We start from the raw sequence: 13,004 nt of genomic DNA on the forward strand, positions 1-13,004 counted from the left end.
ATCCACGGGTCTCGTGTTGCCGTCAATATCGGTTGCTGGGACTGCTGGGGCGTTGTTGTCTCCGGCGTCTATACAGGGTGACGTGGGCTGGAGGTGAAAATTACCGCTTGCTGGAGCGATAAACAAGGGGTCTGTCTGGATGTTTGAACCGTAAGAATAGTTGTCTACATCTGTGATATAAAGGTCTTCTGATTCAAGTATGCCATTGCCGGGGTTTGAATCTGAGGCCTCAGCAAACACCGCATTGCCTGAAAGGTCGTTGTTATAAAGCCTAACCGAGGCTCCTGTGTCGTTTCCATTTAGATCTGGATTTATATACACATCATCTCCATCAAGTCCACCGAAGTTAGCGGTGTTGCCGTAGATTATGTTGTTGTAGATATCCACTGAGGCGGTATCATCCCACAATGTTATAGCAAGGCCGCCACCATAGTTTGGAGTGGTGTTGTTGGTGATGGTGTTGTTGATTATCCTTACCATAGAATCTACCCCGTTAGTACCGACAGATAATCCACTCCCACCAGTGGTTCCGCTGATTATATTATTTGTTACGGTTATGTCTCCGGTAGAAGAGGAAATAACTACAGCACCGCCTCCATTCACAGTATTTCCAGATACCACATTACCACTCACGGCAATATGACCCGCCAGATCCGTTGACGTCGATGCGGAGAAAGCACCGCCGCTGCCTGCTGATGCACTATTGCGGCTGAATGTGTTGTTGGAGATATAAATGTTCCCAGAGTCACTCGACAGGTAAGCACCGCCGCCACTAAGGCTAGCGGAGGAATTTAGATTGGCATCGAAAAGACTATTGCTAAGTGTTACTGTCCCTGAACCTGATCTAATGAACACACCGGCACCAAAACCACTGCTCGTAATCTTGTTGTTGCTAAATGTACAATTATCTATTGTAATGTCGGCTTCAACTGTTTTTATCCATGAACCACTGCCATTTCCTGAAGAATTAGCCCTTCTAATTGTAAGATCCCTTATCAGGATATTACCACCATTGTCGCCTCCATTGAGATCGGAGTCTGTTCCAATGCTCATGACCTGACCATTGTCGCCGCCGTCAAGGATGGTCTGGTCTCTGCCTGCCCCCTGAATGGTGAGGGTGTGGCCGCCGTCGCCGTCGGGCGTGAAATAAATAAGGGTAGTAGAGATGTCGCATTCACCAGCCGCTACATTTATTGTGTCGTCCTGGTCGTTTGTGGCTGCAGTGGTAAGGGCGTTCTGAAAATCTGTGGCATTGTCCACATTGAATACTGCTGCCAGCAACACTCGATTGCCAAGAGGTGCACAAAAGAGCATCATACCAATGGCAATAATCAGGATCCTCCATGCGCTCATGATAGACTCCCTCTGGAATTTGTGGATGGAAAAAGATAGAGAAAGAATTTTGCTGATCGCTCAATCAGAGTGGTGTGATGTAGCTGGGCGCGCCTCTCTGCCTCGAGTGTGCAGCAATGATTTCCCCTTCCCCGAGAGTTCCCCTGCAAGCCAGTTAACTGCAATCTTTCTTTCTGCCATTGCCCAAGAGCATAAGGCAAGAGGAATTAGTAAGTTGATAGAGCGAGTTATCACATAGCTAATGGCATTGTCAATAGCATTACAGGATTTCAGGCTGAGGTTCGAGGCCAGGCTTGACAGTATCTAGGTGAGGCCAGTACTGTCATTCGAATTCTCCGTGCTGCCAGCGTCAAGTTTGTCTGGAAGAATTGTCCGTCTGGAAGTTCGACTCAGAACGACTGCCAAGACCGCCCATGAGAATGGCGGCCCAGGCTGCCTATTCATGCTATCATTGGCAAAGGGAATTTGGATTCCCAGGAAATCCAGGATAGAAGTTGCCCAGTTCAAATGGGCAAGAAAGCGGAAGAGCAGAGACGGGGGGGATTCTGGCGAGGAGCGGCAGCTCAGCAGGCGTGTCTTGGAGCTGGCATGAATGTTGAACAAACCTCGAACCCGAGAACCTGCCCCTAAATCCTTTAGCATCTTTTGGCAGAAGCAGCTTATGAGCTCTCTATCAACCGCTGGCAAAGATGTCATTCTGCTAGTGGACGACAACACCAGCAACCTGCAGGTGCTGCGGCAGGCCCTTGACAGCAAAGGATACAGACTGCTGGCCGCCAGGAACGGTCAGAGCGCCCTGGCCATTGCCCGCAAGGCCCTGCCTGATCTCATCCTGCTGGATGTCATGATGCCTGAGATGGACGGCTACCAGGTGTGTGCCAAGCTGAAAGAGGACGAAAAGACAGCCAGCATACCAGTAATTTTCATCACCGGCATGGCAGCAGAAGAGGATGAGGCCAGGGGTTTGGCTCTGGGAGCTGTTGATTACATCACCAAGCCTATCAGGCTGGAGCTGGTAAAGGCCCGGGTGCGCAATCAGCTCGAGTTGAAGCGCTATCGCGATCGTCTGGAAGAGCTGGTCAGGAAACGGACCCGGCAGCTGGAGTTGACCCAGGCGGTGTTGATCGAGGGTCTGGCTACCCTGGCCGAGTGCCGGGATCCTGAGACCGGGGGGCATATCAAACGCACCCAGAATTACGTTAAAGCCCTGGCCATGAAACTAAAGGATCACCCCAGGTTTCACCATGCCCTCAGCGATGAGAATATCGAGCTGCTCTATCTGTCTGCGCCCCTGCACGATGTGGGCAAGGTGGGGGTGAGGGATCACATCCTCTTGAAAGAGGGGAGGTTGACCGAGGAAGAATTTGCTGAGATGAAAAAGCACACTTCGATTGGCCGCGACACCTTGCGTTTGATTGAACAGAAGCTAGGCCAGAGCAGCTTCCTGCAATGCGCCCGGGAGATCGCCTACTCTCACCAGGAAAAATGGGACGGCAGCGGCTATCCTCTGGGGTTGCGGGGAGAAGAGATCCCCATTGCCGGACGATTGATGGCCCTGGCCGACGTCTACGACGCCCTGATCAGCAAGAGGGTTTATAAGCCTCCCCTGACCCATGAGCAGGCTGTTGAAATCATAGTAAAGGGCAGGGGCAGCCATTTCGATCCGGATGTGGTGGATGCCTTTCTGGAACTGAAGGACACCTTCCGCAATATTGCTCTGACATACGCCGACTACGATGAGGAGAGGCAAGCCCTCAGAAGCCGGCCGCAAGCTGACCTGCAAGGAGACAGGCAAATCGAGCGCCTCCTTCTGGTTGAAGACAATGCCATCAATCTGGAGGTCATGAAGAGTCAGCTTACTGCCTTGCACTACAAGGTTGATACAGCAGAAGACGGCAGGGAAGCACTGGCAAAGTATTATGAGAACGACTATGACGCCATCCTCACAGACATTGACATGCCTGAGATGGACGGCTACGAGCTGGTAGAAGAGATTCGACGCTCGGCAAAAGACGCCGCCCGCCCCATTCCAATTCTGGCCATCACAGCCAGTGATCTCGATCTGACCGAGGAGAGGGCCAGGGCCCACGGCTTCAGTGGTTACATGTTGAAACCCCTCGATCCTGATGTACTGCAGCAGAAATTGGCCAGGCGGCACCTCTAACAGCGGCCTGGCACAGGAGGGCGTTCATAGAGCCATAGAGCTCTGTTGCAGATATTTCGGCAGTAATTCAACCGATGAACCGCTCGCACAACCGCCAGAACATCTTCCATCTACTGCGTTCTACTTCCTCGTCAGCAAAGTCCCGCCGCCGCCAGAGGATCAAATTGCGTTCCCAGGGAAATATGGGCCAGGGCCGGAAAGGCCGCAAACCGTACTGTTTAATCTTGGTCCAGGTTCGCACGTAGTCCCGCCCCCGGAGCTGCTGCCTCTCACAGCCGTGAAGATCCTCTTGCAGCACCAGCCTGGGAGTCATTGACAGGATAATCTTTTCCCAGCGGCAATCGGGATAGACTTTCTGGCAGACTACCACGGCGCAGTGGATATCTAGCAGGTCTTCCACCCATGTCCCGGGGAACAGTTTCAAGGCCTGCCAGAGCTTTTCGGGTTTGCCATGATAATAGGCGGTGAGCAAATCTCTCATGGCAGCAGGGTCTGAAAAGATATTGGCAGAAGTCAATTTGATGTACGGGGCGCGGTCAACGGCAACATAATAGCGCAGCTTCAAGGCGGCCATGAGACGGAGGTGATTGTCAATGCGGTTTATCAGGCAGCCGGCGCCCAGGCTGACCAGAGAGGTGTGGCCATGCCGGCGGAGAAAAGAGGAAGCAGCATTTTCTGCAGTCATGGAGGCCTTCTTGTGGCTGAGTTCTGAGTCCTGCTGTGTCTGCCAGTGTGTATTCGTATAGCCTCATATAAACGAGAGGCAAGGGAAAAATGAAAAGCATGCAGGAATTTTGCAATGTATTATAATTACAAACTTCTGATCTTGGCAAACTGGAACTCTCTGTGAACTTGAACGTGGAGTTGTGCTGGAGGCAAGATCACTGCTGCATCAGCTGGCTTGCACCGGACAGGGCCCCGGCAGATGAGGATGCCTGGCATAGCTGGATAGTATGTTGCAGAAGGCAGGAGCGCATGGAGGCCTACGTTCCGGTATATAGAGACCACAGCACCCTGAAAAATGGAACTATAGAGGCGACCATTGTGCAGCAGGTGAATGAATTGATGAAATATCCACACAGGAGTCGGGAGTCCAACTTTGCCTCCAGCTGCTGAGCGCCCTCGACATGTACATGGTGAGCAGCTATTGCTGCAAGGCTGAGTTTCCATGGATCACCGCTGTAGCCTCGAGAGCCAGTGATCTGAGGTAATTCTAGTCGGAAAGCACCTGCGGAAGGGTAGGGAGGAGAACCATGAACGGCAGCCTGCCCCGGAGAGTAGACGTGGTCGTCATCGGAGGTGGTATTGTTGGAGTCAGTGTCGCTTATTATCTGGCCAAAAAGGGGATTGCCAGGGTGCTTCTCCTGGAGAAGGAGATGCTGGGGTCCGGTTCCACAGGCAAAAGTGTGGGCGGCATTCGAACACAGTTCTCCACCAGGATCAATATTCAATTTTCACTGCTCAGCCGCACAGTGTTTGAAGATTTCGAGACTGAATTCGGTACAGACCCCATGTTCCAGGAAATTGGCTACCTTTTCCTTGCCGGCAGTGACGCTCAATGGGACATTCTCAAGTCCAATGGAAAATTGCTGCGCAGTATGGCTCAGGAAGTGGAGCTGCTGACTCCCTCAGAGATTCATCAACGATGGCCATTCCTGCGGGTAGATGACCTCGAGGGCGGCTCCTACACAGCACAGGACGGCTATGCTGGTCCCAGTGAAGTATTGCAGGGATTCGTCAAAGGCGCCCGCAGGTTGGGAGCTGTGTTCAGAGAGGGCATCGAGGTGACTGGTATCGAGGTTAAGCAAGGATCCATTCGTGCTGTGACAACTTCCACCGGCGAGCAGGTGCAGACCCCGGTGGTGGTCAACGCAGCAGGGCCATATGCGGCCAGGGTCGCTGCCCTGGCTGGAGTCGATATTCCAGTTCGACCTCTAAGGAGACAGGTTTTTTATACTGACGCCTTCGACGACCTGCCAGCGGTTTTTCCCATGATCATCGACATGGAATACGGTTGGTATACCAGGAGAGAGGGACCGGGTGTGCTCCTGGCAGGTCCGCAGGACTCCGAGAGCTCTTACAACCAGAATGTTGATTTTGAGGCCAGAGAATGGACGGCCAGGCGTTCACTGCACCGGCTGCCTGTTCTGGAGCGGGCCCGCATTGCTGGGGGCTGGGCAGGCCTCTACGAGATTTCTCCAGACAACCACGCAATTATAGGTGCCTTCCCGGAGCTGCCCGGCTTTATCTGTGCCAATGGCTTTAGCGGCCACGGCTTTATGCATGCGCCGGCCACGGGCATTGTGGTTTCGGAGCTCATCGTGGCAGGCAAGACAGAGACCCTGGATATCTATCCTTTGCGACCTCAGCGTTTTCGCGAAGAGGATCTTATCAAGGAGCCGTTGACAGCCTTTAGAGACTGATTGCTTCAGGGAGGAACAGAAGAGTCACGCTTGAATGAGCTGATCCTGATATGGCTGTCAGCGGCTCCCTGGCCACCACGGACATCTCCTGCAAAATCACTACTGCCGAGTTGCACTCATAGACCTGGTTGGATGAAGATCGCTTTTTTTTTGCGAAGGGGCCAGGAGAGAATTTTATTGACAATAAGATATATGCAAGTATAGTGATGAAATATATTCTTCAGATAGATTGAAAAGAAATTTTCTCTCCAATCCTGTCGAAGCAATTATCTTCGGAGATTCATAATGGCCGAAGGATATACCTTGAATCAGGCCGTGCATGCTAAGCGCCTGTCCGGCGGCAAAGTCATTTTCCTAGACCAACACAGTGCGGAAGATTTGCAATTTGTCCGTGAGGCCTACGGTTACGAGGCGCTGGAAAGAGGATGGTTCCGGGAAGGTAATCGGCTTTTCTGCTTCAATGGTGCTTTGAGCAATGAGAGTGCCCAGCAGAAGTTGCAAGATGAGTCGCCGCCTGGAGTTCTCGAGGTGCCGCCACCCCCATTGCCAGAAGGACCGCTGACTCGCGAGCTGTTCACCATGGAGGATGGCACCACAGTTAGATGGATCAGACACCCCGGCGTCTTGCCAGCTAGCAGCCAGCCGTACTGGCGTCATCACACAGCTCTCTTTGAAATCAAAAGAAAAGATCCAAGTTTTGCAGCCTACACCTCCATTATGTCGTTTGCCTCTCTTGAAGGGGCAGATGGAAAGCTGCGGATCTTTGGGCCTGGCGGCATACGTTGGATCGATTATCCAAGCGAGGCGGCAGCCATTTCCGACGCCCTGGATATGAGTCTGGCTGTGGCCATGAAGATCCAGGTTGTCGGAACGCCCAATGGTGGCAACAAAATCGCTGTCTTTGGGGACAAGCGACACAAAGCCGCCGCCCTGCGCTCCATCTTCGCAGCTTTTGAACGGCTTGGTTTCATAGTGACCTCTGCAGATTTGGGTCTGTCCCTGAAGGATCTGGAAAGGCACGCCTTGCCAGTGGCCCCGACCAGTGTTGTTCCCCTTGGTGTCTACCAGAATGGCATCCCCTCAGCGGTTGTCACTGCCGATGCCAGTTATGCGGGTCTGGAGGCAATGGCGGAGGCTTTGCCGGGTTCGCCGGCACTCAGCACACTTACCGTCTCTTTGCAGGGCTGTGGCGAGGTAGGATACAGACTTGCGCAGCACCTTCTAGAAAACGGCACCATGGTAAAAATCGCTGAGCCTTGCAAAGAGACATGCAGCACCCTTCAACTGGAGTGTCGGCAGGCATTTGCCTCCGGACAGGCAGAGTTCATCAAGGACCCTGATGCTATTTATGACATTGCGGCCGACATCTTCTGTCCCTGTGCCTTGCGAGACATTCTGACTCGGGGGACTCTCGAGCGGCTCTTGCGGGCTGGCGTCCGTATCATTGGGGGGCCTGCCAATAATCTCTTTCCTAACCAAACAGATGGGCCGTGGCTTTTCCACGAGGCGGGCCTTCCTGTCGTTCCCTACGAAGGTATTGGGGCTGGTGGAGTAACCGGAGTTGCTTATTCCGTGATGACTGGAGTTTTCGGCCGCTGCCCTTTTGCTATTTCCGAAAAAATCCAGATGATTCGAGATTACGTGGCCAGAATACTCCGCTGGTCAAAGCGCTATGACCTGCCACCGCAGGTGATTTCAGATCGACTGCTGTTCAGAAGCACTCTCAGGCGGAGAGTCCTGAACCAGATGCAGACGGACCACATCATCGAACGTCTAAGGCGTGCTTTTCAGAGTGGCAATCACCTGCACGAACAAGCCCTGGTGCAGGAGTATACCAAGAAAGGGCTGTTTTATGGTGAAGGTCGTTTCCAGGAGGGGGGGTGGAAATTTCTATAATGGTGACATCTTTGTGCGGATGTGGTGGTGTTGTTTGGTGGGAACTGATTGAGGGAGGAGGGAGAGACGATGAAAAGAATGCTTACACTGCTGATTGTGGTGGCGGTTTCGCTGTCCATGTCCTTCTCGGTGGCACAGGCGAAAACGCTCGCTGATATCATAAAGAGTGGAAAAATCGTCATAGGGGTGAAAGGAGACTATCCACCCTGGGGCGTCATTAATGCCAAAGGCCAATTTGAAGGATGGGAAATCGATCTATGTCACAAGCTGGCTGAATATCTCTTTGGTGATCCCAGCAAGGTGGAATTTGTGGCTGTCACCGGGGGAAACCGTATTCCCTTCTTGAATTCAGGCAAAATCGATATTATCTGGGCTACCATGGGTTATACACCGCAGCGGGCCAAAGTGGTAGATTACTCGATCCCCTATTTCAAATCAGGCGTTCAGCTACTGACCAAGAAGGGTTCGGGAATCAAATCTATTTATGATCTCAAAGGGAAGACTGTGATTACTATAAAAGGCACAACTGGTGCCCAAGGGTTGGCCAAGTTGGTCCCTGAAGCCAAGCAGATAAAGTTTGACAAGACATCGGAAGCATTGCAGGCCCTGAGGGATGATCGAGGTGTGGCCTTTGCCCAGGATGACATTTTGCTGTTTAAATTGATTCTGGACAATCCAGAGTTGGAGGTTGTCGGCGAAGTGTTCAATCCCACGGATTGGGGAATCGGCTTTCGCAAGGGTGAAGACGATATAAAGGCCTATGTTAACCTGGCGCTGCGGTACATGTATCAGACCGGATATCTGCAAAGTTCACTTCGCAAGTGGTGGAAAGGGCAGGAACTCGACGAGTATCTCAAGAGAATTGATGATATGTTCAGCAAGTAGCACACAGACGGGGAGGAAGAGGGCAGCGGTGCCTCTTCCCCCAGTTCTCAGAAAACAAGTATGGACAGGCTATGCGCTTTGACTTTCAGGCTATAATAGATGCGCTGCCGTATATGAGCATGGGGCTGAAGAATACACTTCTGCTCACCTTCTGGGGAATCGTCTTTTCATCAATTCTCGGTATTGTCTGCGCCATTTTGAGAATCTCCAAGAACAGGCTCTGCAGAAACGCACTCATCGCCTACATCGAAATTTTTCGAAATACTCCTATAGTGGCCCAGATTTTTTACCTCTACTTTGCGCTGCCCCTCATAGGCATCAAGGTTTCTGCCTTCAACTGTGGTCTCATAGCTCTGGTTCTCCACTTCAATGCTTACAATATCGAAGTTTTTCGTTCTGGTCTGGAGGCTGTCCCCTTTGGCCTGCACGAAGCGGGCGAGGCCCTGGGATTTACATATGTACAGCGGCTCCGACTCATCACCATTCCCCTGGCATTGAGGATTTGTCTGCCTTCTCTGGCAAACAATTATGTCTCACTCCTGAAGAACACTGCCCTGGTCTCCATAATCGGGGTGGTGGAGATTACTTTCGTGGCCCAAGATGTGATCGCTGACAATTTCACTTTCCTCGAAATGTATTCTACTATCGCTGTCCTTTATCTGGTTCTTGTTTTTGGACTTACCTGGCTGCTGAGGAAGGTGGAAAGACGTTATGCTATAACTCTGTGAGTTTGATGAAATAGACTGCCATGTTTGACATGCTCAAACAGAACCTGCCGTTTCTGCTTGGTGGCGCCAAACACACATTCGTCTTGAGTGTTCTGGCGATGGTCATATCCATTCTGGTGGGCCTGGTCTTTGGTCTCATGCGGTTGTCCCAGAGACGCTGGCTGAGGACAACAGCCCTGGCCTATGTTGAGGTGTGGCGGGGTGTGCCCATGATAGTCTCTATCCTCTTTATCTATTTTGCCCTGCCGGAAATTATCAGGATCTGGATCAATGTGGAGATCTCCTCTTTTACTGCCATGCTCATCGCCTGCGTCTTCTGGACGTCAGCCAATGCGGCAGAAATAATACGCGGCGCTATTCAAGCAATACCCTTCGGTCAGACTGAAGCAGCTGAAGCGCTTGGCATGACCTATGTGCAGAGAATGCGGTTGGTCATCATGCCCCAGGCCGTCAAGATCATGATACCGCCCATGATTGGCCTGTTCACCCTGCTGCTGAAAGGAACGGCCATTGGTTTTATTATCGAGTATCGGGAGTTGATCAGGGTAGGCCAGATAACCATTGAACGATTGGTCATGGCGGGCCGAAAGAGTGCGAGCATTGAGATCTACACAGTAGTCATGATTATCTACTTTATTATGTGTTATCCACTCAGCCGCTTTTCCCTTTACTATGAACGCAAGTTGACCGAAGGAAAACAGTAGGAGAAATATTAGTTGATACGTTTTGTCGATGTTTACAAGTCATTCGGCGACAGGCTGGTTTTGAAGGGCATAAATTTCCATGTTCGAGAAGGGGAGGTTGTGGTAATTATTGGCCCTTCCGGTTCTGGCAAGTCGACCATTCTACGCTGTGTCAATCGGTTGGTTCCCATTGATAGCGGACAGGTTATTGTGGATGGCATGTCTGTAAATGATCCTGAGACCAAAATCGTCAAAGTGCGGGAAGAAGTAGGTATGGTTTTTCAGCAGTTCAATCTCTTTCCTCATAAGACCGTGCTCGAAAATGTCATGATGGCGCCCATTCATGTGCGCAAGGTCAAACGGGAAGAGGCCAGAAAGACAGCCGAAGAGCTCTTGAGGAAGGTGGACATCTGGGACCAAGCTCATAAATACCCGGCACAGCTTTCAGGCGGCCAGCAGCAGCGCGTTGCCATCACCAGGGCCTTGGCCATGCATCCCAAAATTATGCTGTTCGACGAGGCCACCAGCGCCCTTGATCCAGAGATGATTGGTGAGGTTCTTGATGTCATGAAACAGTTGGCCCGAGAAGGCATGACGATGATCTGTGTAACTCACGAAATGGGTTTTGCTCGGGAGGTCGCTGACCGAGTCATGTTCCTCGACGACGGCGTTGTAGTGGAGGAAGGAACCCCAGATGACATCTTCAGCGATGCCAGGGAAGAAAGAACAAAGGCTTTTCTCAGTAAAATTTTATGAAGGCAACCAGAAAACTCCCATGTCAAGAAGGTGACGCTCCATGACTCCGATGAAAGAACAGATACAGTCAGTTCCTATTCCCCTCGAAGTGCTCAATGAGATCTCCAGGCGCAAGGATGAATTCACGCCACGTCAGCGGATATTTGCCGAATATGTCCTGCAGAACCCTGAGAGCCTTGCCTTTCTATCGATTACCGATCTGGCGAAAGAGGCCAGGGTGTCTCAGGCCACTATTATCCGCTTCTGTAATGCCCTCGGCTATGATGGCTATGCGCAACTGGCGCGCGAAGCACAGCAGGCCATTCAAGTCGAGCTGGGGACAGTTGGCCGTTTCCGACTGGTCCGAGAGATGCGCCGGGAGTCAAATGGGAACCCGCCCAGATCCAGTTTCGAGCGGGTAGTTGTTCAGGAGATAGAGAATCTCACCTTTCTGGCCAAGAGCATCAAGATCGCAGATTTTTACCACTGTCTGGACATGATGGCCGAGGCGGACCGCATCTGCGTCATTGGTTGTTTGAGCTCTACCAGCCTGGCTGTGTTTTTCGGATACACGCTTTCCAAACTCAAGCCAGAGGTAGATGTGATTCACGGCCATGGGGTCATGTCATCGGCGATCTGTCAGCGCCTTTCTGAAAAATCACTGGTTTTTCTCATTGCATTTCCAAGATATCCGCGAGAAACCGTGGAACTGGGGGAACTGGCTGCCAGCAGGGGAGCGCGGATTGTTGCCATTACCAACAGCCATATTTCTCCAATAGTACCTCTGGCTGATCTGGTTTTTTTCCTGCCGGTGGGCATTCCTTCGTTTGTAGACGCATATGCTTCACCAATAGTCTTTATCAGCGGTCTATTGACAGAGTTCAGCGAGCGCATACCCGAACAGGCGCAACTTACACTGGGTAAATACGACGAATACGCCGCCCAGATGGACCTCTTCCAATACATGGATGGAAAAAGGGGACCGAAGAACAGACGCTAGACATGGGCAAATTCCTGCTCAGACAACAGCAGCATGCCCGGGAGCCCACGCTTGCCATCTCAGGCTCTCTCTGTGATGAGCTCTCCAAGCAAGGAATGAACAGCAATGGATATCTGGAACCTGAAAGGTGGACATCTGAAAATACTGACATCGGCTGAAGTAGCGGAGATCCATCAGCGGGCCCTGGATGTGCTGCAACAGGTAGGCTGCTTCTTCGATAACGAGCAAGCCCTCCATATCTTTGCCAAACACGGCGCTGTCGTTGATCAGAGCAGCCGCATTGTCAAGATACCGAGAAACATGGTGGAGCAGGCTTTGCGGCTGTGTCCATCTTCCATGTTGCTTGCTGCCCGAGATCCCAAGCGAGACATTCATGCTGAAGGTTGCCGTGTCTACTTTGGGACTGGCACCTTTCCAGTCAACGTCCGGGATCTGGAATCAGGCAGGATGCGCAGGGGCTGCCTCAAGGACTGTGAGGACTTTGCCAGGCTGGTAGATGCCCTCGAGTTCGTACACTTTTTCAAGATCATGATTTCGCCCGCAGACGTCAATCAACGATTGATTGAACTCTATGCTGTCCAGGCTGCTTACAACAATACAACCAAACAGGTGAGTTCCACTCAGTTTTCGATAGAAACAGCAATGGATCAGTATCGTATGGGTGTTGCCGTGGCAGGAGGTGAAGAGGCCTTCAAGCAACGGCCCATGATCATCCTCAATTTCCTGGCGGTAAGTCCACTTTCCTATGACTACAAGACTGCAGGGGGCATCATCGGCGCTGCCAGTAAGGGATATCCCTTGATCATAGGTTCTGACCCCCAGGGGGGTACCACTGGGCCTGCACCACTGGCTGGACAACTGGTGTTGAACACTGCCGAAAGCCTTGCCGGGATTGCTCTGGCGCAATTGGTGCATCCCACTGTGCCAGTCATGTGGGGAAACATAGGTTCCATCTGCAACATGCGGACCGGCGTCATTGCCACCGGTGCTGTAGAACTGGGACTGCTCAATGCCGGTTTCAACCAGATGGCCAAGTTCTATGGCCTGCCCACCTACAGCACAGGCGGCATGTCCGACTCCAAGGTCTCTGACGCCCAGGCTGGCGTAGAAAAGGCTTTGCAGGCACTGACCGTGGCC

12 protein-coding genes are annotated in these 13,004 nt (G+C 51.9%); 10 read left to right on the forward strand and 2 right to left on the reverse strand.

All coding sequences use genetic code 11. The features are described from left to right. The coding region (locus JRI89_14000) for a hypothetical protein (protein MBW2072353.1) at positions 1-1,353 on the reverse strand (1,353 nt) is incomplete at its 3' end. A 661-nt stretch (positions 1,354-2,014) separates the two neighbouring features. Between JRI89_14000 and JRI89_14005 the strand changes: the two genes are divergently transcribed. Beyond that, positions 2,015-3,517, forward strand: coding sequence for a response regulator (locus JRI89_14005; protein MBW2072354.1), 1,503 nt, complete (start codon positions 2,015-2,017; stop codon positions 3,515-3,517). A gap of 67 nt (positions 3,518-3,584) precedes the next feature. Here the strand turns inward: JRI89_14005 and JRI89_14010 are convergent, their stop codons facing one another. After that, positions 3,585-4,202: a hypothetical protein gene (locus JRI89_14010; protein ID MBW2072355.1), complete on the reverse strand. Its 618-nt coding sequence runs from the start codon at positions 4,200-4,202 to the stop codon at positions 3,585-3,587. 290 nt (positions 4,203-4,492) lie between these two features. On the opposite strand from JRI89_14010, the gene JRI89_14015 reads away from it, so the two are divergent. The 9 genes from JRI89_14015 to JRI89_14055 all read left to right on the forward strand — a co-directional run. After that, positions 4,493-4,633, forward strand: a complete 141-nt coding sequence (locus tag JRI89_14015) for a hypothetical protein (GenBank protein ID MBW2072356.1) — start codon at positions 4,493-4,495, stop codon at positions 4,631-4,633. 137 nt (positions 4,634-4,770) lie between these two features. Beyond that, entirely contained in the window at positions 4,771-5,940 is a 1,170-nt protein-coding gene (locus tag JRI89_14020) for an FAD-binding oxidoreductase (GenBank protein MBW2072357.1), read from the forward strand. A 285-nt stretch (positions 5,941-6,225) separates the two neighbouring features. After that, on the forward strand, positions 6,226-7,836 hold the full coding sequence (locus JRI89_14025) for a hypothetical protein (GenBank protein MBW2072358.1): 1,611 nt from the start codon (positions 6,226-6,228) through the stop codon (positions 7,834-7,836). Between the two features lie 69 nt (positions 7,837-7,905). Next, entirely contained in the window at positions 7,906-8,721 is an 816-nt protein-coding gene (locus tag JRI89_14030; protein ID MBW2072359.1) for a transporter substrate-binding domain-containing protein, read from the forward strand. A gap of 71 nt (positions 8,722-8,792) precedes the next feature. Continuing rightward, a complete protein-coding gene (locus JRI89_14035) occupies positions 8,793-9,449 on the forward strand; it encodes an amino acid ABC transporter permease (GenBank protein MBW2072360.1) in 657 nt (218 codons plus the stop codon). 20 nt (positions 9,450-9,469) lie between these two features. Beyond that, positions 9,470-10,153 carry an amino acid ABC transporter permease gene (locus JRI89_14040; GenBank protein ID MBW2072361.1) on the forward strand — a complete coding sequence of 228 codons (684 nt, stop codon included), beginning with the start codon at positions 9,470-9,472 and terminating at the stop codon, positions 10,151-10,153. A gap of 12 nt (positions 10,154-10,165) precedes the next feature. Next, positions 10,166-10,888 (forward strand): amino acid ABC transporter ATP-binding protein, encoded by a 723-nt coding sequence (locus tag JRI89_14045; protein MBW2072362.1) that lies wholly within the window; start codon positions 10,166-10,168, stop codon positions 10,886-10,888. Positions 10,889-10,928: 40 nt separating this feature from the next. Next, positions 10,929-11,867, forward strand: coding sequence for a MurR/RpiR family transcriptional regulator (locus JRI89_14050; GenBank protein MBW2072363.1), 939 nt, complete (start codon positions 10,929-10,931; stop codon positions 11,865-11,867). A gap of 105 nt (positions 11,868-11,972) precedes the next feature. After that, the coding region (locus JRI89_14055) for a trimethylamine methyltransferase family protein (protein MBW2072364.1) at positions 11,973-13,004 on the forward strand (1,032 nt) is incomplete at its 3' end.

Source organism: Deltaproteobacteria bacterium (assembly GCA_019309045.1).
In the GTDB taxonomy this organism is placed as follows: Bacteria; Desulfobacterota; Syntrophobacteria; order BM002; family BM002; genus JAFDGZ01.

What these genes read in the sequence shown, in the direction of transcription:
- JRI89_14005 (MBW2072354.1), top strand. Translation starts at nt 2,015, where the DNA reads ATGAGCTCTCTATCAACCGCTGGCAAAGATGTCATTCTGCTAGTGGAC.
- JRI89_14010 (MBW2072355.1), bottom strand. Translation starts at nt 4,202, where the DNA reads ATGACTGCAGAAAATGCTGCTTCCTCTTTTCTCCGCCGGCATGGCCAC.
- JRI89_14015 (MBW2072356.1), top strand. Translation starts at nt 4,493, where the DNA reads ATGGAGGCCTACGTTCCGGTATATAGAGACCACAGCACCCTGAAAAAT.
- JRI89_14020 (MBW2072357.1), top strand. Translation starts at nt 4,771, where the DNA reads ATGAACGGCAGCCTGCCCCGGAGAGTAGACGTGGTCGTCATCGGAGGT.
- JRI89_14025 (MBW2072358.1), top strand. Translation starts at nt 6,226, where the DNA reads ATGGCCGAAGGATATACCTTGAATCAGGCCGTGCATGCTAAGCGCCTG.
- JRI89_14030 (MBW2072359.1), top strand. Translation starts at nt 7,906, where the DNA reads ATGAAAAGAATGCTTACACTGCTGATTGTGGTGGCGGTTTCGCTGTCC.
- JRI89_14035 (MBW2072360.1), top strand. Translation starts at nt 8,793, where the DNA reads ATGCGCTTTGACTTTCAGGCTATAATAGATGCGCTGCCGTATATGAGC.
- JRI89_14040 (MBW2072361.1), top strand. Translation starts at nt 9,470, where the DNA reads ATGTTTGACATGCTCAAACAGAACCTGCCGTTTCTGCTTGGTGGCGCC.
- JRI89_14050 (MBW2072363.1), top strand. Translation starts at nt 10,929, where the DNA reads ATGACTCCGATGAAAGAACAGATACAGTCAGTTCCTATTCCCCTCGAA.